15 protein-coding genes and 1 pseudogene are annotated in these 18,596 nt (G+C 64.7%); 3 read left to right on the top strand and 13 right to left on the bottom strand.

Features of this window, described 5'->3' with window-relative positions; genetic code table 11:
* Positions 1–212: 212 nt before the first annotated feature.
* Complete coding sequence (locus tag IVA82_RS06490; protein WP_148737778.1) at positions 213–563, top strand: GrlR family regulatory protein; 351 nt, start codon at positions 213–215, stop codon at positions 561–563.
* On the opposite strand, the gene IVA82_RS06485 is transcribed toward IVA82_RS06490, so the two are convergent.
* From IVA82_RS06485 to IVA82_RS06445, 9 genes and pseudogenes are all read right to left on the bottom strand, one after another.
* Complete coding sequence (locus IVA82_RS06485; protein ID WP_247380816.1) at positions 564–3,251, bottom strand: PAS domain S-box protein; 2,688 nt, start codon at positions 3,249–3,251, stop codon at positions 564–566.
* Positions 3,252–3,375: 124 nt separating this feature from the next.
* Positions 3,376–4,288 (bottom strand): annotated as a pseudogene (locus tag IVA82_RS06480) (EamA family transporter).
* 74 nt (positions 4,289–4,362) lie between these two features.
* Positions 4,363–5,184, bottom strand: coding sequence for an NUDIX hydrolase (locus tag IVA82_RS06475; protein ID WP_247380813.1), 822 nt, complete (start codon positions 5,182–5,184; stop codon positions 4,363–4,365).
* Between the two features lie 4 nt (positions 5,185–5,188).
* Positions 5,189–6,142, bottom strand: a complete 954-nt coding sequence (locus IVA82_RS06470) for a dihydrodipicolinate synthase family protein (protein ID WP_247380810.1) — start codon at positions 6,140–6,142, stop codon at positions 5,189–5,191.
* Between the two features lie 74 nt (positions 6,143–6,216).
* Entirely contained in the window at positions 6,217–7,095 is an 879-nt protein-coding gene (locus IVA82_RS06465) for an SDR family oxidoreductase (RefSeq protein WP_247380808.1), read from the bottom strand.
* A gap of 183 nt (positions 7,096–7,278) precedes the next feature.
* Positions 7,279–8,139 (bottom strand): MaoC family dehydratase, encoded by an 861-nt coding sequence (locus IVA82_RS06460; RefSeq protein WP_247380805.1) that lies wholly within the window; start codon positions 8,137–8,139, stop codon positions 7,279–7,281.
* 201 nt (positions 8,140–8,340) lie between these two features.
* A complete protein-coding gene (locus IVA82_RS06455) occupies positions 8,341–8,730 on the bottom strand; it encodes an OB-fold domain-containing protein (RefSeq protein WP_247380801.1) in 390 nt (129 codons plus the stop codon).
* Positions 8,730–9,887, bottom strand: coding sequence for a thiolase domain-containing protein (locus IVA82_RS06450; protein ID WP_247380798.1), 1,158 nt, complete (start codon positions 9,885–9,887; stop codon positions 8,730–8,732). Before IVA82_RS06450 ends, IVA82_RS06455 begins: the two co-directional genes overlap by 1 nt.
* A 517-nt stretch (positions 9,888–10,404) precedes the next feature.
* Positions 10,405–13,896 (bottom strand): indolepyruvate ferredoxin oxidoreductase family protein, encoded by a 3,492-nt coding sequence (locus tag IVA82_RS06445; RefSeq protein WP_247380795.1) that lies wholly within the window; start codon positions 13,894–13,896, stop codon positions 10,405–10,407.
* 279 nt (positions 13,897–14,175) lie between these two features.
* Between IVA82_RS06445 and IVA82_RS06440 the strand changes: the two genes are divergently transcribed.
* Positions 14,176–15,387, top strand: a complete 1,212-nt coding sequence (locus IVA82_RS06440; protein WP_247380917.1) for a c-type cytochrome — start codon at positions 14,176–14,178, stop codon at positions 15,385–15,387.
* Between the two features lie 39 nt (positions 15,388–15,426).
* Here the strand turns inward: IVA82_RS06440 and IVA82_RS06435 are convergent, their stop codons facing one another.
* Positions 15,427–16,068, bottom strand: coding sequence for a trimeric intracellular cation channel family protein (locus IVA82_RS06435; RefSeq protein ID WP_247380792.1), 642 nt, complete (start codon positions 16,066–16,068; stop codon positions 15,427–15,429).
* Positions 16,069–16,229: 161 nt separating this feature from the next.
* On the opposite strand from IVA82_RS06435, the gene IVA82_RS06430 reads away from it, so the two are divergent.
* The gene (locus IVA82_RS06430; protein ID WP_247380789.1) at positions 16,230–16,595 is read left to right on the top strand and encodes a hypothetical protein; all 366 of its coding nucleotides are present in this window, start codon (positions 16,230–16,232) and stop codon (positions 16,593–16,595) included.
* Between the two features lie 198 nt (positions 16,596–16,793).
* Here IVA82_RS06430 and IVA82_RS06425 read toward each other — a convergent pair whose 3' ends face one another.
* From IVA82_RS06425 to IVA82_RS06415, 3 genes are read right to left on the bottom strand one after another with little or no spacing between them, the layout of a single operon-like run.
* Complete coding sequence (locus IVA82_RS06425) at positions 16,794–17,603, bottom strand: isocitrate lyase/phosphoenolpyruvate mutase family protein (RefSeq protein WP_247380787.1); 810 nt, start codon at positions 17,601–17,603, stop codon at positions 16,794–16,796.
* A 54-nt stretch (positions 17,604–17,657) separates the two neighbouring features.
* Complete coding sequence (locus IVA82_RS06420) at positions 17,658–18,008, bottom strand: antibiotic biosynthesis monooxygenase (RefSeq protein ID WP_247380785.1); 351 nt, start codon at positions 18,006–18,008, stop codon at positions 17,658–17,660.
* Between the two features lie 28 nt (positions 18,009–18,036).
* Positions 18,037–18,345, bottom strand: a complete 309-nt coding sequence (locus tag IVA82_RS06415; RefSeq protein WP_247380914.1) for an NIPSNAP family protein — start codon at positions 18,343–18,345, stop codon at positions 18,037–18,039.
* Between the last annotated feature and the right edge of the window lie 251 nt (positions 18,346–18,596).

The raw sequence follows: 18,596 nt of genomic DNA, 5'->3' as shown, positions 1-18,596 counted from the left end.
TGGTTATGCATTTCGCGGGCCAACTCTGATTCGCAACGACCGGCCTCGCCTCTTGATGAGACCGTCATAACGCCGTCACAAACAAGCCGGGACAATTACGGTCCCGACCGGCTTGCCAAACGGCAAACTGCCGCGTTGCGCCAGGGAGTGGGCTTTGGCATAAAAGCTTCACCGGTGTGCCTCGGGCGACGGTCACCGACCTGCGGGACGTTATGAAGAACGGCCTCTACTCGATTCACGTGACGCTGCTCGATGGTCGAGCCGGCAAGGGCAGCGGCGTGATTCTTTTTCGCGACGGCAAGATCCTTGGCGGTGATGCCTATCTCTATTACACCGGCAGCTACAGCGTGAAGGACAACACCTTCAAGGGCGAGGTGCTGGTGCAGCGGCACACCTCTCCGCGGGCCGACGACAATCCGCTGTTCGGCGGGCCTGCCCCGGTCGGCATCGGCGTCAGCGGCACTTTCACCGACACGCGCGCGGAGATGACGGGCACCGCTCTGGTCGGCAAGGCCAGCCAGATCTTCGGTGCCACACTGCACAAGCTCGCCGACGTCGATTAGCTATTCTGCAGCCTGCTCGAGCGGCGCTGTGCGCGGCAAAATCATCTGGATCCGCGTGCCGCTGCCCGGTTCGGAATCGAGATCGAGCCGCCCGCCGAGCCGGTTGGTCACGATGCTGTAGACGATGTGCAGTCCGAGACCGGTGCCGCCCTGGTCGCGCCGTGTCGTGAAGAACGGGTCGAAGGCGCGTCGGCGCACGTCGAGCGACATGCCGCAGCCATTGTCGGAGAAGATGATCTCGACATTGTCCTTTCCGGACTCGCGCACCTGGATATCGATCAGTCCCGGACGTCCGTCGGGGAAGGCGTGCGCCACCGCGTTGAGGAACAGATTGGTCAGCACCTGCCCGTACGGGCCGGGATAGCTGTTCATGATCAGATTGGGCTGGCATTCGACGTTGAGGGTCAGGTTGTGCTTGCGCAAGCCCGGCCGCAGGCTCATCACCACCTGTTCGGTGAGGTCGCCGAGATCGAAGCTGCGCTGATCCGAATAGTTGCGGTCGGCCGCAACTTGCTTGAACGACTGGATCAGTTCGGCGGCGCGGTTGAGATTGGCGACGAGCTGCGAGGAGGCGTCGCGGCTGGTGTGGAGATAGTCGTTAAGCGTGGAGCGGCGCAGTTCGCCACGTTCGAGCTCCGCGGTGAAGATCGCGGTCTTGCGCTCAAGCGCGGAGGCGACCGTGAGGCTGATGCCGACGGGATTGTTGACCTCGTGCGCGACGCCGGCGACGAGCCGCCCCAGCGCGGCGAGCTTCTCGGCCTCGATCAGCGACGCCTGGGTCTCGCGCAGATTACGCAGCGCGGTCTCGGCGGCTTCCTTGGCTTTCCGCATCTCCTGCTCGCCGCGCTTGCGCTCGCCGATGTCCAGCGCCACGGTGACGATCCGCTCGATCTCGCCCTCGGCATCGAGCAGCGGCAGCTTGTTGACCAGCCATTGCCGCATGTTGCCGGAGGCGTCCTTGTACTCTTCCTCGTAGAAGCCGAGGCCCTTGCGGAAACTGAGCACACGCTTGTCGTTCTCGTCGGTCTTGGCCGCACCATAGCGCGACATCAGGTCGGCGGTGGTGCGGCCCAGCGCGTCGCCGGGCTCGATGCCGAAGATGCCGGCCATATAGCGGTTCATCAGCACATAGCGCAGATTGCGGTCCTTGACGTTGATGACCGCGGGCACCGTGTCGATGACCTGCTGCAGCAGGCGGCGGCCTTCGGCGATGGCGTCTTCGGCGCGCTTCTGGTCGGTGATGTCGCGCAGCGTGCCCTCGTAGCGGACGATGTTGCCCGCCTCATCCCGCACGCCGGTCGCGCTGTCGGAGAGCCACAGGATATCGCCGCTGCGCTGGCGCACCTGGTACTCGAACTCGCGCACCATGCCGTCGCGCGCCATCAGGCGCTGATATTCGGCGCGCGCCTCGGGATGGACGTAGATCGTGTGAGCGATGTCGTTGATGCTGTCGATCAGCTGCTGCGGGCTGTCATAGCCCATCATCCGCGCCAGCGCCGGGTTGGCGTTGAGGAGGTCGCCGGCCGGCGTGGTCACATAGATGCCGTCGACCGAGCCTTCGAACAGCTTGCGGTAGCTCTCTTCGGCCAGCCGCTGCTCGGTGAGCGCGCGCACCGCCGCCTCGCGCGCGGTGTCGGCCTCCTCCAGAGCGCGGCGGAATACTTCGGCCGCTCGCGCGATGTCGCCGATCTCGTTGTCGAGATCGGCCGACGGGATCGAGGTGTCCTTCTCGCCGGCCGCAAGCGCGCGAATGGATCGCGCGATCTGGGCGAGGGGTCGCACCGTCCTGCGCACCACGAACAACGCCGCGGCAATGCCGATCAGCACGCCGATCGTGCCGAGCACGATGCTCTGCCACCTTGCCTCGGTCAGCGTGCGCGCGAAGTCGCGCGACAGCACGTGGCCGCGCCGTGCGCTGACCTCGCGCAGCAATTCGGTGACGCGTCCGATCAGCCGGCCCTCGGTTCCCAACACCTCGCGATCGATGTCGGCGATCTGCCGCTCCCTGACAGCCACCGCGATGATGGCCTCGGCGTAATCGTTCACGGCCGATTTCAGCCCGCGATCCCCGATGTCCATCGCCCGCATGCCCTCCGCTGCCTGCTCGGCCGCGGACGGGTTGCGCGCGAGCAGTCCGAGCGCGATCCGGCTCTGCGCTTCCGACAGGCGGGATGCGAGCTCGCGGTCGGCGGTGCCGGAGACGGCCGCATCGAACTGTTCGCGCAGCGGCGGTAGGCCGGCGAGCAGTTGGGCGCGCCGGTCGATCAGGGTTGAGATCCGCTCCAGGCCGCTGCGATAGGTCGCAAGCCGCTCGGTGACCCCGTCGATCATGTCCTGCTGCTCGGGTGCAAGCTCGATGCGGGTCTTCTTAAGGATGTCGCTGAGCGTCGAGGCCGCCTCGCCGACCTGCTTGAACTGGATGCCGGCGCCGGGGTCGGTGACGAAGTCGCGCGCGGCGAGGCGCAGCTCGTTCATGCGGCGGTCGATGTCCTCGGCGAGGTCGCCGACGCTCTGGAGCCGCTGCAACTCGGCGAAGGTGGTATCGATGTGCCTGATCGCGATCACGCTCGCGGTCGAGGTGACAATGATCACCGCCAGCACCAGCAGGAAGCTGCCGAACGTGAGCTGGCCGATGGAGAGCGAAAATATTCGCTTTTTCTCGGGGGTCGGCGTCGATTCGGCGGGCATTGGTGCTTTAGGGACCGGGCTACTGGAAGCCCAATATACGACGTATTGCGGCCCCGGGGGAACATGGCTTCGGCCGCCGCAAACCCTTAAAATTGCGGTCCTCGGCTGGCCCCTTCTGCCGGATTTACGAGGTTTTAACGCTGGCGGGCCCGTGGGCCGGGATCGTCATGGCGGCGACGCCAACGACGACGCAGGCAAGCCCGATCCAGGCGGTCTGGCTGAGGCTTTCGCCAAGGAAGGCGATGCTGATGGCGACCCCGATCGGCACACGGAGATATGCCTGCGCGGTGGTGCCGACTAGCCGAGGGTCTGGATCAGGCGGAAGTAGATCGCAAAGGCAGCCGCGGTCGAGAACACGGCCAGCGCGAGGAGCGCCAGAATCGAGCTCAGCGAGGGCGACACCGTCCAGGGCTGTTCGAACACGAACGAAGCCGGGATCAGGACCGCCGCACCCGCAAGCAGCGAGCCGGCGGCCGGGCCATCGGATCGAGCCCCCTAAAGCTGCGACCGAAGATCGCGGCGCAGGCGTAGCAGATGGTGGCAGCGACGATGGCTGCCTCCGCGACAAGGCCGCTTCCGATGTCATGGAAAGCGTCGACGCCAACGATCAGCAAGATGCCGGCCATGCCGGCGACAACGCCGACGAGCTTGCGCGGCGTCGTCGCCTCGTGGCGGGTGACCACGGCCGTGAGCAGGAAGGTGAAGATCGGCGCGGCAGAGTTGAGGATGGTGGCGAGCGCGGCGTCGACATGGCGCTCGCCCCAGGCGATCAGCGTCCAGGGGATGACACTGTTGAGCACGGCCTGGAACGCGAAGCGCTGCCAGGTCGCCGCATCGGTCGGCATCCTGATGCCGCGCGCCCGCATCACGACGAGCAGCAAGAGGCCCGCAATCGCGGTGCGCGCCGCGATCAGCGTGATCGGTGGAATGGTGGCAACACCGAGCTTGATGAACGTGTAGCAGCCGCCCCAGAGCGTTGCGAGCGCGACCAGCAGCGCGAGCTCGACGGCGATGTTGGTATCCTGCCGATTGTCCATGGCCCGTCCCTCTGTCAGGGGACGGAACCATACAGCGGCCAGGGACCCTACAGTTCGTTGCGTATCGAAGTGTTCTAGCCGAGCGCGCCGACCTCGAACACCTCGCCGTCATAGCCGGCGTCGCGGGGAATGCGGAGCTGGCGGCCGCTTTCGGTCTTGGTCATGACCGGCATTACCGTGACGATGGACATGCCGCGGGCATGATCGAGCGCGGCCTTGACGCTGCCCTGCTTGGCAAGCCGGATCAAATTGCGCGTGGTCGGAAATGGCAGCTTGAAGCGACCGCTCTCGCCGCCCTCCACCGCCTCGCGCGGCGACACCCAGATCGAGTCGGTCGATTCCCTGCCGTCATGGGCGCCGAGTTGGTCGGGCGGTGCGGCGGCGAGGAAGAACCAGGTGTCGAACCGCTTCGGCATGCCCTCGGGCGTGATCCAGTGCGCGTAGGGCACGAGCGTGTCGAGCGCGAGCTGGAGGCCGTTGTCGGCCAGGATGCTGAGGAAGCTGATCTTGTGCTCGTTGAGCGCGACCCGATGCGCGTCCGCGATCTCGCCGGCGCGCTTGGCATCGACCGGCGATGACGAGCCCTTCGGCCGTGCCAGCAGGATGCCGCTTTCCTCGAAGGTCTCGCGGATCGCGGCGATCCGAAAACCGCGGTCCGCCTCGCTTAGCCCCTCGCCGCCCGAATACAGATCGGACCGGGCGACGATCTCGTTGTCGCCGGCATCGACGCTGCCGCCCGGAAACACCAGCGCGCCCGAGTTGAACTCGATCTGATGGTGACGGACCATCATGAAGATTTCAATTTCGCCGCGGCTCTTGCCGTCGGCACCCGCGCCGTCACGCAGCAGAAGGATGGTCGAAGCGGGGCGCGGGCGCGATGCTGATGTCTCGGCCATGCAACTAACCTGCGGCGCTGGATTGCGGCCCAAGATTGGCACGCTTGTCGACGCGGGCCACGCGCGACAGCAGATACTCGACCTCGGCCTTTGCCGCCGGCGTGATGGTTGCGCTGGGCTTGCGCTGCGCGCTGGAGGCGATGACGCCGCGCTTTTGCAGCACGTATTTGCGCACGGCAAGGCCGGCGCCGGGCTGCTGCTCGTAACGGATCAGTGGCAGATGCGCATCGAACAGATCATGCGCAGCGTCGCGCTTGCCCTCCTTTGACAGGCGCACGACATCGATCAGAAGCTCGGGGAAGGCGTAGCCTGTCATGGCGCCGTCGGCGCCGCGCTCCATCTCGAAATCCAGGAACAGGCCGCCATTACCGCAGAGGATCGAAAGCGGCCGCAGCGAGCCGTCTTTCTGGAAGGCACGCAGCGTGGAGATTTTCTCCAGGCCCGGCCAGTCCTCGTGCTTGAGCATCACGCAGTTCGCATTGTCCATGACGATCTTGCGGATCACTGCAGGCGTAAACACCACCGACAGTGCCAGCGGATAGTCCTGAAGCACCCAGGGCACGTCGGCGCCAATGGCCTCGGCCGCCTGTTTGTAATAGCCGACGATCTGGTCGTCGGTGCGAAGCGACGGCGGCGGCGCGATCATCACGCCGGCAGCACCCGCATCCATCGAGGCGCGCGCCAGCGAGCGCATGGTGGCAAAGCCCGGCGCCGAGACGCCGACGATCACCTGCATCTTCTTGGCACGCTTGATGAACCGCACAGCGACCTGCTCGGCTTCGGCGGCATCGAGCTTGGGCGCCTCGCCGAGGATGCCTAGCACAGTCACGCCGTCGCAGCCGACCTCCTCGTAGAAATCGGTCAGGCGGTCGATCGAGCGCTCATCGATCCGGCCGTCGTCGTGGAACGGCGTCGGCGCGATTGCGAAGGTGCCCTTGGCGTCGGCGGTAAGCTTCATTGGGTCTCTCTGTCCTGTCGTCTTTCGTCATTCCGGGCTCGCGAGTTCGTCGTGCCCGGAAATGACAGTGTGGCCTAAAACCGCCGCGCGCCCATCTTGATCTGCTCCTCGGAGAAGAAGATCTCCTTGGCATGATCGGCGATATCCTGGGCCTTCCAGCCCGTGTGCGGCGGTTTCCAGCCTTCCATTTCCATCATCCGCATTTCGCGCACACCGCGGGGTCCGGACACGCCCAGCACCTTGCCGGTCTGGTCGCCCGACAAGTCGCTGACCATGTATAGCACGGCCGGCGCGATGCCGTCCGGCCCCAGCGCCGCGACGGGGTTCTCCTTATAGCGGGGCAGGTCTGCGGTCATGCGGGTCAGCGCGCCCGGGGCCAGCGTCCAGATCCGGATGTTGTATTTGCGGCCCTCGATCGCCAGCACGTTGGACAGGCCCCAGATGCCGCCCTTGGCCGCGCCGTAATTGGCCTGGCCGAAATTGCCGATCAGGCCCGAGGTCGAGGAGGTGTTGACAATGACACCGCCGCCGTTTTCCCGCATCCAGCGAAACACCGGCAAAGTGCAACAAAAGGTGCCTTTCAGATGCACCTTGATCACCTTGTCCCAGTCGGACTCGGTCGCCTTGGCAAAGGTCTGATCGCGCAGAATGCCGGCATTGTTGACGAGGATGTCGGCGCGGCCGAAGTGCTTGATGGCGTCGTCGAACACCGACTGGCCGCCTTCCATGGTGGAGATGTCGGCGCCGTTGGCGATCGCCTTGCCGCCCTCGGCCTTGATCGCGTCGACCACTTGCTGCGCCATAGAGGTGTCGGCGCCGGAGCCGTCGCGGGGGCCGCCGAGATCGTTGACGACGACGGATGCCCCTTCCCGCGCGAACAGCCTTGCGTAGGCCTCACCGAGCCCCCCGCCCGCGCCGGTGATCAGCGCGACCTTGCCGTCGAGTAGTCCCATGGTGGCCTCTCCATGTTTTTGTTTCTTTCTCACCTCGCCCCGCTTGCGGGGAGAGGTCGATCGCGTAGCGATCGGGTGAGGGGGAGTCTCCGCGAACTGATCTTCAGCGGTCTCGTGGAGACTCCCCTCATCCCACCCTCTCCCCGTAAGAACGGGGCGACGGAGTCGGCCGCCGATGCGCTCCTAACCCAGCACCGTCTTGCCGTTCTTGATCACCGTGACGCCGCGCGACTTCACCTTGGCTTCGAACGAGATCACGTTGCCATCCTTCCAGAGGTCCATGGTCACGGTCTCGCCGGGATAGACCGGCGAGGAGAACCGCGCCACGTGCTGGCGGAAGGCGGACGAGTCGTAATCGGCATAGGTCTGGAGCACGCCGCGGCAGGTGATGCCGTAGGTGCACATGCCGTGCAGGATCGGGCGCGGGAAGCCGGCCTTTTTCGCAAACTCGGGGTCGGAATGCAGCGGGTTGCGGTCCCCGCAGAGGCGATAGACCAACGCCTGGTCAGGCCGCGTGGTGATGTCGATGGTCTTGTCGGGTTCGCGCGACGGAATCTTGTGCGGATCGGGCTGGGTCAGGTTCGGCCCGCCAAAGCCGCCATCGCCGCGGGCGAAGCGCGCGGCAACGAGGGTTGCAAGCTTGTCGCCCTTCTCGTTCTTCAGCACGGTCTGGTGGCTGATCACCACGCCCTTGTCCTTGCCCTTGTCATAGACCTCGACCACCGAGGAGTCGGCGATGATGTGGGCGGCGGCCGGCAATGGCTGATGGAACGTGATATCGCGCTCGCCGTCGACCACCATGACGCGGTTGAGATTCATCTCGCCCGGCCCTGCGCCCCAGGCGGCGACCGACGCAAACGTCGGCACCACCTTCAGCGGCCGCGGCGTCAGCGTGCCTTCGTTGACGAAGGCGAGCTCGTTCTCGTCCATCGGATCGGCGCCGAGGCCGATGCCATAGGCGTACAGCATGACCTCGCGATCGCTGTACGCGTATTTCTGACCCAGGTTTTTCAGGGCTTTGAGTTCGTCGTATCTGGCGGACATTTTCTTGGTTACCTCCCCGGATTTCTTCTGCGCCGCTGCCCGTTGCTGTGCCCTCTCCCCTTGTGGGAGAGGGCTGCACCGGCATCAGCAACAAACTCGTTTGGGTGAGGGGTTGGCTCGAGACAGACGGTCTCTCCGCGGAGACAGACCCCTCATCCGGCGCTTCGCGCCACCTTCTCCCACAAGGGGAGAAGGAAGAAGTCAGACCGGCGTGAAGAACGGCAGCGGCGCGCCATCCGTCGGCTTGAACACCACCTTCACCTTCTGGCCGATCTTCAGTGTCGTCAGGTCGCAGTCTACGAAATTGGTCTGAAGCGACGGGCCTTCCTTCAGCGTGACGTAGCCGATCGCGTAAGGACCGGTCGGCGATTTCCGCATTAGGCTGTAGGTGTAGATCGTGCCCTCGCCCGAACTCTCCTCCCACACCGTTTTGTCCGAATAGCAGAACGGGCAGATCGCGCGCGGGAAGTAGTGCGCCTCGCCGCAGGCGGTGCAGCGCTTGATCATGAACTTACCGCGGCTGGCCGCTTCCCAGAATTGCGCGGTCTCGGGGTTGGTCAGCGGGGCGGGATATTTCTTGGCTTCACTCATCACACGCGCTCCAGAATGGCGGTCGAGGCGGCGTGGCGCACGCCCAGAAGGCCGCCGGTGCCGTGGGCGATGGCGAGGTCGCAGTTCTTGACCTGCACCTTCGGATGCGCCTCGCCGCGCAACTGCCTGACGGCTTCGAGGATCTTGGTCATGCCGCCGCGGTTGACGGGATGGTTGCTGCACAGGCCGCCGCCATCGGTGTTGAACGGCAGCTTGCCGACGCCCGAGATCAAATTGCCGTCGGCCACGAACTTGCCGCCCTCGCCTTTCTTGCAGAAGCCGAGGTCCTCGAGCTGCATCAGCACCGTGATGGTGAAGCTGTCGTAGATCGAGGCGTATTTGATGTCTTTCGGGGTGATGCCGGCTTCCTCGAAGGCGCGCGGGCCGGACCAGATTCCGGCGGAGTAAGTGAGGTCAAGATCCTTGCCGCCGCGCGGCCCCTTCATCGCCTCGCCGTGGCCGATCAGCTTGACCAGCGGCTTCTTCAGGCTCTTGGCGATCTCGGGCGTGGTCACGATCAGCGCGCCGCCGCCGTCGGAGACGACGCAGCAATCCATGCGATGCAGAGGATCGGAGATCATCGGCGAGTTCAGCACCTCCTCGACCGTGACGACGTCCTTGAGCATCGCATGCGGGTTGTATTGCGCGTGATGCGAGGCCGCGACCTTGATCCAGGCGAGCTGCTCCGAGGTGGTGCCGTAGTCGTGCATATGGCGCATGGCACACATGCCATAGGCATTATGGGTGGTCGCACCGTAAGCGGACTCGAAGTCGGCTTCCGCGCCGGCCGCGCGTAGCGGCATCGCCCCGGTGCGCGGCTTGCCGGCGAGCGTGATCAGCGCGATCGAGCATTTTCCCGCGGCAATAGCTTCAGCGGCATGGCCGAGATGGATGATGTAGGAGCAGCCGCCGGTTTCGGTGGAATCGACGTGGCGGAGCTTTTTGGTGTTCAGGCCGAGATAATCCACCATCGGCCAGGCGCCGCCGGGAGCATCGCCGGCGCAGAAATAGCCGTCGACGTCGTCCTTGCTGATCCCGGCATCCTCGATCGCGCCCTTGGCGACCTCGGCGTGGAGCTGGGCGGTGGATTTGTCCGGCGCATGCCGGGTCGGGTGCTCGTAGATCCCGGCAATGTAGGCCTTGCCCTTGATGGTCAAATAAGGTCTCCGCTGGCGTTTCCTGCTTCCAGTTTTTTCTGAACCGCCGCTGTCCTGTTGGCAAGCGCGGAAATATTCCGTCGGGCGAGAGGCAGCAGGTTGGCGCAAGTGCTTCGCTTAATCCGTCATCCTTAGGTGCGAGCTGTACGGTGGGTAGCACCGTGCAGGGAGCCTCGAAGGATGAACGGCCGAGATGCAGCCGGGCCGTCGCCCTTCGAGGCTCGCAGCGCGGTGCTACGCACCGCACCGCTCGCACCTCAGGGTGACGGTTAGACAGCCTCGCGACGGGCAAAATCGTAAAGGTGTTTTGCCCGACGACACAAGCGGGCTTTCTTTTTTGCGAAAACAACCCCATGCACAGTAGAATGGTGGTTGATTTTAAACAGGAATTCGTAGGGTGGGGTTAGCGTAGCGTAACCCACCTCTTCGTTTTTCCGCGGTCAACAGAAGTGGTGGGTTACACCGAGCGGTCTGCGCTTGGCGCAGTCGCACGGCTAACCCACCCTACGAGGACGCCCTACTCCGCCGCGATCTGCCTTGGCGCGGGCGGTGGGCTCGTGAGGTCGGCGGCGAGTTGGGCGTAGCGGGTCTTGGCGTCCGCGACTGCTTTCTCCTTCACCGGGCCGTAGCCGCGGATGCGGTCGGGCAACGACAGCAGTTCGACCGCGGTGTCGATCGTGAGCGGCGACAACAGGCCGAGCGCGGTGGCGACGTCCTTCTCGTAGCCGGCAATCAGGTCGCGCTCGAGCTTGCGGTCGGCGCTATAGCCGAAGATGTCGAGCGGCGTGCCGCGCAGGAACTTGAACTTTGCGAGCGTGCGGAACACACCGAGCATCCACGGGCCGAAGGCACGCTTCTTCGGGCGTCCCAGCGCATCGACGCCAGACGCCAAAATCGGCGGGGCGAGATTGAAGTTGAACTTGAAATCGCCCTCGAACTGGTCGCGGAGCTGCTTTTCGAAGGCGCCGTCGGTGAAGAGCCGCGCGACCTCGTATTCGTCCTTGTAGGCCAGCAGCTTTGCGTAGTTGATCGCGACCGCGCGCGGAAGCGCATCGTCGTAGCCGCCCTTCAGCGCCGCATCGCGAACCTGGTCGACCAGCTTGCGATAGCGCCTGGCGAGACGGCCGTTCTGATAAGCGGTCAGATGCCTGGTGCGATGCTCGATGACCTCGTCCAACGTCATTGCGTTCAGTGCCTTGGGCGCGACGACCTCGTCGGTCCCCTTCAGCATCTCCGCAAGGCGCGCGGGGTCGGCGACCGCGAGACGGCCGAGGCCGAAAGCTTCCTTGTTCATCTTGATCGAGACGCCGTTGACCTCGATCGCCTGCTCGATCGCTTCGGCGGACAGCGGCAACAGACCCTTCTGATAGGCGTAGCCCATCATCATCATGTTGGTGGCGATGCTGTCGCCGAGCAGCTGCTCGGCCGGCTTGGTGAAATCGAAGAACACCGAGTCCTTGTGCAGTGCAGTTTCCAAAAGCCCGTTCAGCTTGAGGGTCTGGAAGTTGAAGTCGCGGTTGAGGACGAAGTCGGCGGTGGGAATGACGTGACTGTTGATGATGCCGCGGGTGCGGCTGGTGTCGCAGAGCGAGATGGTGTCCTTAGCGACCGCAACCACCTCGTCTGCCGCGAGCACGACATCGGCCGTGCCGGTGACGATGCGCGAGCAGGTCACCTCCGCCGGATGATCCGACAGCCGGACATGACTGAGCACCGCGCCGCCCTTCTGCGCCAGACCGGACATGTCGAGGATCATCGAGGCCTTGCCCTCGATATGCGCGGCCATGCCGAGCAGCGCGCCGATAGTGAGCACACCAGTGCCGCCGACGCCGCCGACGGCGATGTTGTAGGGCTTGTCCAGCGTCGGGCGCGAGGCAGGCTCCGGCAGCGCGCCGATGTCACTGAGATCGGCCGGCGCGCGGTGGCGCGGCTTGCCGCCATCGACGGTGACGAAGGACGGACAGAAGCCCTTCACGCAGGAATAATCCTTGTTGCAGGATGACTGGTTGATGGCGCGCTTGCGGCCGAACTCGGTCTCCAGCGGCTCGACCGAGATGCAGTTCGACTGCACAGAGCAGTCGCCGCAGCCTTCGCAGACGGCCGGATTGATCATCACGCGGCGCGCCGGATCCTCCATCAGGCCGCGCTTGCGGCGGCGGCGCTTTTCGGCGGCGCAGGTCTGCACGAAGACGATGGCCGAGGTGCCCTTGAACTCGCGGCACATCTTCATGACGCTGTCGAGCTCGTCGCGATGATATTTCTTCACGCCGGGCGCGATGGTGTCGGCGGGATACGCGTCGGGCGCCTCCGAGACCAGGTAGATCTCGCGGATGCCTTCGGCATGGAGCTGATAGGTGATCTGCTGCGGCGAGAGATCGCCGTCATGGCGTTGGCCGCCGGTCATGGCCACCGCGTCGTTGTAGAGGATCTTGTAGGTGATGTTGGTCTTGGAAGCGACCGCCTGGCGGATCGCGAGCAGGCCGGAGTGGAAGTAGGTGCCGTCGCCGAGATTAGCGAAGATGTGCTTCTCGTCGGTGAAGGGTGCGATGCCGACCCACGGCACGCCCTCGCCGCCCATATGGGTGAAGGTCTCGGTCGAGCGGTCCATCCACAGCGCCATGAAGTGGCAGCCGATGCCGGCGAGCGCGCGGCTGCCTTCGGGGACCTTGGTCGAGGTGTTGTGGGGACAGCCGGAGCAGAAATACGGGGTGCGGGAGACAGGCGCTGTTGCCTGCATTTGCGTGGCCTGGCGGCCGTTGAACCAGTCGGCCTTGACGCGGAGCATCTCCGCGATCTCGGGGTTGAGGTTAAGCCGGAGAAGTCGCTCGGTAAGCGAGGTCGCAAGCGAGGCGACGCTGAGCTCGGCCGAGAAGGTCAGGAAGCGCTTGTCGTGCTCGTCCATCTTGCCGACGATGCGCGGGCGGACGTCATCGCGCCAGTTGAACAGCTCCTGCTTGACCTGGTTCTCGACAATCTCGCGCCGTTCCTCGATGATGAAGATCTCTTCGAGGCCGACCGCGAACTGGCGTACGCCTTCCGGCTCCAGCGGCCAGGGCATGCCGATCTTGTAAAGCCGAAGCCCGATCTTGGCGGCGACCTCCTCGGTGATGCCGAGCTCGCGCAGCGCCTGGCGGACATCCTCATAGCTCTTGCCGGACGCCATGATGCCGAAGCGGGCGTTCGGCGAATCCATGGTGACCCGGTTGACCCTGTTGGCACGCGCAAAGGCTATCGCGGCAAAGCCCTTGTAGTCCTGGAGGCGGCGGTCCTGGTCGAAACGATCGTCGGGCCAGCGCAGGTTGAGACCGCCGGGCGGCAACTCGAAATCGGCGGGGATGATGAAGGGCTTCATCTCGTCGGTGAGATCAATCTCGGCGGTGGTTTCCACCGTCTCAGTGATCACCTTCATGCCGACCCAGCAGCCGGAGTAGCGCGACATCGCGATGCCGAGCAGGCCCATCTCGATCATCTCGTGGATGCTGGACGGGTAGAGATAGGGCATCAGCGCCGACATGAAGGCGTGGTCGGACTGGTGCGGGACGGTGGAGGATTTTGCGCCGTGGTCGTCGCCGGCCAGACACAGCACGCCGCCGTTCTTGGCCGAGCCTGCGGCATTGCCGTGGCGGAAGACGTCGCCGCAGCGGTCGACGCCGGGGCCCTTGCCGTACCAGATGCCGACCACGCCATCGTATTTGGCGCCGGGCGAGAGGTTGAGCTGCTGCGAACCCCAGACCGCGGTGGCAGCAAGGTCCTCGTTCACGCCGGGCTGGAATTTGATGTTGTACTGCTCAAGATGCTTGCGCGCCGCGAACAGCTGCTGGTCGTAGCCGCCGAGCGGCGAGCCGCGATAGCCGGAGATGAAGCCCGCGGTGTTGAGGCCATTGGCGCGGTCGCGCCGGATCTGGGCCATGGGCAAACGAACCAGCGCCTGGATGCCCGTGGTGAAGACGTGTCCAGTGTCCTGGGTGTATTTCTGATCGAGACTGATCGGACCCTGGTTGATGCCCATTATGTCCTCTTCCGCCCTTTTTGGCGCTTGGCCAGTTAAGCCGTTGATGCCCATCGTTTTTAGCTAGGGCGCGCCGACCATCTTCGCCACTCTATGTCGGATATTTCACGTTGCGCATCACAAATCTGCCCCTTCGGCGGCGCCGGGTAAAAATCGCAATTTAGTGCCCGGAAGGTGCCGGCCATTTTCAATTTGTGTCACCATACCCCCGCCACCGCGAAACGACGTGACGCGCCCATCATGCGACTGGGGGCGATTGGCCGCAGGAGAAGGTCGATGATGCGGACGATTCTGGCTGCCGTGCTGTTGTCCGGTGCGGTTGCGAAGGCCGCTTCGGCGAGCGAGCCGTCGCCCGAGTTGATCGCCTCTGGCAAGGCGCTGGTCGAGGCCGGCGACTGCGCGGGCTGCCACACCGCCGATCCCGCCAAACCGTTCGCGGGTGGAAAGCGCATCAACACGCCCTTCGGCGCGATCTATGCGCCGAACCTGACGCCGGACCGCGAGACCGGGATCGGCGCGTGGACGGATGCCGATTTCACCCGCGCCCTGCGCTACGGCGTGGCGCCCGATGGCTCAAACTACTACCCGGCCTTCCCCTATCCCTACTTCACCAGGATGACGAAGGACGACACGCTGGCGATCCGCGCCTATCTCGGAACGCTCGCGCCCGTCGCCAGCCGCAACAAGCTGCCGGAGCTGCGCTGGCCGTTCGGTTATCGCGGCCTGATGCGGGCCTGGAACTATTTGTTCTTCAAGCCCGGCCTGTTCGAGCCGGACCAGGAAAAGAGCGCGGCGTGGAACAGAGGTGGCTATCTCGTCACCGGGCTCGGCCATTGCGGCGCCTGCCACACGCCCAAGAACTATTTTGGTGCGGACAAGGACGCGCAGGCGTTGGCGGGCAGCGAGATCGGCGGCTGGTTCGCACCACGGCTCGACGGTGCTGCGCGCAGCGGGCTGAAATCCTGGAGCGCCGCGGACATCACCGAGTATCTGCAAAGCGGACGCAATGCCAAAAGCCATGCCGGCGGGCTGATGGCGGAGGTGGTCGTGGGCTCGACCTCGAAGATGAGCGATGCCGATGTGCAAGCGATCGCCGTGTACCTGAAAAGCCTGCCGCCGGCACGGCGCGAGCCGATCGTGACGCCGCCCGATGATGCCGAGATGAAGGCAGGCCAGGCCGTCTATGCGCGGCTTTGCATCGCCTGCCATGAGGCTGATGGCTCGGGTGCGCCGCGGATCTATCCGCCGCTGCCCGCCAACGCGCTGCTGCAATCGATCAACCCATCCTCGACCTTGCGCATCATTCTCGACGGCGCCAAGACCGTAACGACGCCCCGCGCACCCAATACCGGCGAAATGCCGGCCTACGCCAAGCAATTGTCCGACGAGCAGGTCGCGGCGGTGACGAACTACATGCGCAATTCCTGGGGCAATGCGGCGCCGCTGGTGACGCCGGCGCAGGTGGCGAAGGCGCGTAAGCAGGAGCCGTAGCGAGGGCCCTGCCGCAGGCGGGGAGAGGTGAAAGAAACGCTACCGCTTATCTTCCGTGAACAAGAATTTCGGCATCTCCCATCTGTAGCGGACCGCGAGCAGGCGGAAACTGATGCCGAGGATGAAGGTCAGGATGGTCCAGAGTTCGGCGTTGAGATTGAGGCCGAACGCGGTGGCGTAGAACAGTCCGGTCACCACCGAGACGCTGGCGTAGAGCTCGGAGCGAAACAGCAGCGGCACGTCGTTGCAGAGCACGTCACGCAACACGCCGCCGGCACAGCCCGTCACCATGCCGGAGACAATGACGATCGGCAGGGTGGCATCCATCTGCCAGGCGATATCGCAGCCGGTCATGGTGAAGACGACGAGGCCAATGGTATCGAGCACGATGAAGGCGAGGCTAAGCCGATGCACCAGCCGCGCGATCACGATCGTCAGCAGCGCCGCCCCACCCGGCAGAGCGAGGTAGATCGGGTTCGCGACCCAGGCCAGCGGATAGTGCCCGAGAAACAGATCGCGCAGCGTGCCGCCCCCGAGCGCCGTGACACAGGCGAGAAGACAGACGCCGACATAGTCCATGCTGCGGCGCCCCGCCGCCAGCGCGGCCGTCATACCTTGCGCCGTCAAGGCAACCAGCGCCAAGACATGCAGCACGCTATCGCTCGGTGGCACGCTCCACATCGATCTGTTCCCCCATCCCGTGGAACTTACGTCCGCGGTTCCCCGACGAACGGTTCCCCGATTCCCGGCCCGGGAGCAACATGCGACGAAAGCATAAAGGCCGCGGAACTGAATCTCGCATCCACGGGTTGTCCCTGTCTCATAAGCGAGGAGACCAATCGATGGCCGACGACCGTTTTCCCAACGATCCGTACCGCCCGAACTTCGCCGACGATGAGTATCTCCGTGCGGCGCGGCGGGATGCGAACCTACAGGCCGACCCAGAGCTGGGCGAAGGCCCCGCCTCGAGCGGCAAGGTCGCGCTGTTTGCCGTGGCTGTCGCCCTGGTGCTGGGCGCCGTGTTCTATGGCCTGAACAACACGACCACCAATAACCAGGCGAGCAATACGCCGACATCACAGTCCGCCCAGACCAATCCGGCCAATCCGGCCTCGCCGCGCAACAATACCCAGCCGGGCATGACCACGGGTGCAGCGCCGAGCAAGCCGGCCCCGGATACGCAGGCGCCGTCGGACGGCGCCAAGTAACACGGCGACTGTCAGCGTCCGGCTTGACCGGACGATCCAGTATTCCGAGGCGGTCGAGATTACGTCGAGTGGACGCCGCGTATTGGATGCTCCGCCGGAGCCTGTTATGGGCTCGCCGAGGGCGAGACCCGGTGGCGAGGCATGACGTGGAGAGCGAAATAAAGCGGCGGGGCGAAATCCCGCCGCTTTCATTTGCCGCTAGTTGAACATCTTGTTGAGCTCGCCGCCGGAATAGCCGCTGCCGAGTTCGGCGAAAGTTCCCTTCTCCGCTATCTCCTTCGCAGCACGCATGAAGCCGCCCCAGGCGGCGCGCGCGAGCGAACCGCCGACGCTGATCCGGCGCACGCCGAGATCGGCGGCTTCCTGCAACGACAGCCCGGAGCCGCCGATCAAGAGATTGAACGGCTTTGGATGCACCGCCTTCACCACCGCGGCGATATCCTCGCGGCTCTTCAGGCCAGGCGCGTAGAGACAGTCGGCGCCGGCGTCCGCATAGGCGGTGAGCCGGTCAATGACGAGATTGAGGTCGGCGACGCCCCAGAGATACGCCTCGCAGCGGCCAACCAGCAGCGTGCCGCTGTCGCCGATCGCCTTGCGCGCCGCCTTGATGCGCTCGATCGCAAGCGCGCGCTCGTAGATCGGCTTGTCCTTGTCGCCGGTGGAATCCTCGATCGAGAGGCCGGCGACGCCGGTGCGCACCCCGCGCTCGACATTTTCCCCGACCCGATCGGGCTCGACGGCAAAGCCGCCCTCGAAATCGGCGTTCACGGGGATGTCGACGGCCGAGCACAATGCTGCCAGATGCTGACAAACGTCTTCGACGGTGACGTGGTTGTCGGCCTTGCCGATGGTCCAGGCAAAGCCGGCGCTGGACGACGCAAGCGCCTTGAAGCCGAGATGCTGCAACGCCTTGGCGCTGCCGACGTCGAACGGATTGGGCAGGATGAAGCAGCCGCTGTCGTGCATCTTCCTGAACGTCGCGCGCTTGTCCGCGGTCGTGACCTGCATGTTTCTCTCCCTGATTGTTGGCGGCGCAGACATAGGCACGCTGTTTCGCGTGCGCTAGTGCGCGTCGTGCACGGCGCGGCTGTCCTTTGGCGCCTGTTCGCGATCGTTCATGCCGTAGTCGCGGATGACGCTGGCGATGCGCAGGCGGTAGTCGGCGAAGATCTGGCCGCGGCCCATGGCCTGGCTGCGACGATGCTCCATCGTGTTGCGCCAGGCCTCTACCGCCGCCTCGTCGCGCCAGAACGACACCGACAGGATCTTGCCCTTCTCGGTCAGGCTTTCGAAGCGCTCGACCGAGATGAAGCCGTCGATGGTTTGCAAGATCGGCTTCAGGTCGGCTGCGATGTCGAAATAATTCTGGCGGTGTTCCGGCTTAGGCCAGACCTCGAAAATCACGGCGATCATTGGGCGTCTCCTGCTATGCGTGGTTCGCCTACGATACCACCTTGCGCAGGAAGGTGCGCTCCTCTGCGAGGATGAATTTGTGCTCCTCTGCAAAGTGGAAGTTCGCCATGCCTTCGGCGTCCTGCCGCAGCCGCGCGCGATAGGCCTCGTAGGCGGCGAGACTCTCGAAACTGATCAGCGCAAAGGCGATGTTGTTGGTGCCCTCGTGCGGCATGAAATAGCCGATCAGCTCGCCGCCGCATTTCGGGATGATGGTGAGCCAGCGTTTTGAATATTCCTCGAACTGCGCGCGCTGGAACGGATCGAGCTGGTAGCGGATGAACACGGTGATGGACATGTTGGGCTCCTGATGTTTCTCCGTCATTGCGAGCGCAGCGGTCGCGGTAGGGACGCTCATTGCTGAGCGCCCCCCGCACAGATCCGTACGTGCGGCTTTCCCGCATACGGCTCCCACCTCGGGTGAGTGACGGCGAAGCGTGCTCGCGGCCAAGGATGACGGATGTTGGGCCTGGGGAGGCAGTCACAGGCGAGGCGACTGATCGTCTCCCACCTCATGCCATCGGTCTGGCTGCGGCGCCGGAGCGTGCG

The sequence above is a fragment of the Bradyrhizobium sp. 142 genome (assembly GCF_023074015.1).
GTDB lineage: Bacteria > Pseudomonadota > Alphaproteobacteria > Rhizobiales > Xanthobacteraceae > Bradyrhizobium.
Note: the sequence above shows the minus strand (reverse complement) of the source record. Positions and strands in the feature narration are given on the sequence as shown.

What these genes read in the sequence shown, in the direction of transcription:
- IVA82_RS06490 (WP_148737778.1), top strand. Translation starts at nt 213, where the DNA reads ATGAAGAACGGCCTCTACTCGATTCACGTGACGCTGCTCGATGGTCGA.
- IVA82_RS06485 (WP_247380816.1), bottom strand. Translation starts at nt 3,251, where the DNA reads ATGCCCGCCGAATCGACGCCGACCCCCGAGAAAAAGCGAATATTTTCG.
- IVA82_RS06475 (WP_247380813.1), bottom strand. Translation starts at nt 5,184, where the DNA reads ATGGCCGAGACATCAGCATCGCGCCCGCGCCCCGCTTCGACCATCCTT.
- IVA82_RS06470 (WP_247380810.1), bottom strand. Translation starts at nt 6,142, where the DNA reads ATGAAGCTTACCGCCGACGCCAAGGGCACCTTCGCAATCGCGCCGACG.
- IVA82_RS06465 (WP_247380808.1), bottom strand. Translation starts at nt 7,095, where the DNA reads ATGGGACTACTCGACGGCAAGGTCGCGCTGATCACCGGCGCGGGCGGG.
- IVA82_RS06460 (WP_247380805.1), bottom strand. Translation starts at nt 8,139, where the DNA reads ATGTCCGCCAGATACGACGAACTCAAAGCCCTGAAAAACCTGGGTCAG.
- IVA82_RS06455 (WP_247380801.1), bottom strand. Translation starts at nt 8,730, where the DNA reads ATGAGTGAAGCCAAGAAATATCCCGCCCCGCTGACCAACCCCGAGACC.
- IVA82_RS06445 (WP_247380795.1), bottom strand. Translation starts at nt 13,896, where the DNA reads ATGGGCATCAACCAGGGTCCGATCAGTCTCGATCAGAAATACACCCAG.
- IVA82_RS06440 (WP_247380917.1), top strand. Translation starts at nt 14,176, where the DNA reads ATGCGGACGATTCTGGCTGCCGTGCTGTTGTCCGGTGCGGTTGCGAAG.
- IVA82_RS06435 (WP_247380792.1), bottom strand. Translation starts at nt 16,068, where the DNA reads ATGTGGAGCGTGCCACCGAGCGATAGCGTGCTGCATGTCTTGGCGCTG.
- IVA82_RS06430 (WP_247380789.1), top strand. Translation starts at nt 16,230, where the DNA reads ATGGCCGACGACCGTTTTCCCAACGATCCGTACCGCCCGAACTTCGCC.
- IVA82_RS06425 (WP_247380787.1), bottom strand. Translation starts at nt 17,603, where the DNA reads ATGCAGGTCACGACCGCGGACAAGCGCGCGACGTTCAGGAAGATGCAC.
- IVA82_RS06420 (WP_247380785.1), bottom strand. Translation starts at nt 18,008, where the DNA reads ATGATCGCCGTGATTTTCGAGGTCTGGCCTAAGCCGGAACACCGCCAG.
- IVA82_RS06415 (WP_247380914.1), bottom strand. Translation starts at nt 18,345, where the DNA reads ATGTCCATCACCGTGTTCATCCGCTACCAGCTCGATCCGTTCCAGCGC.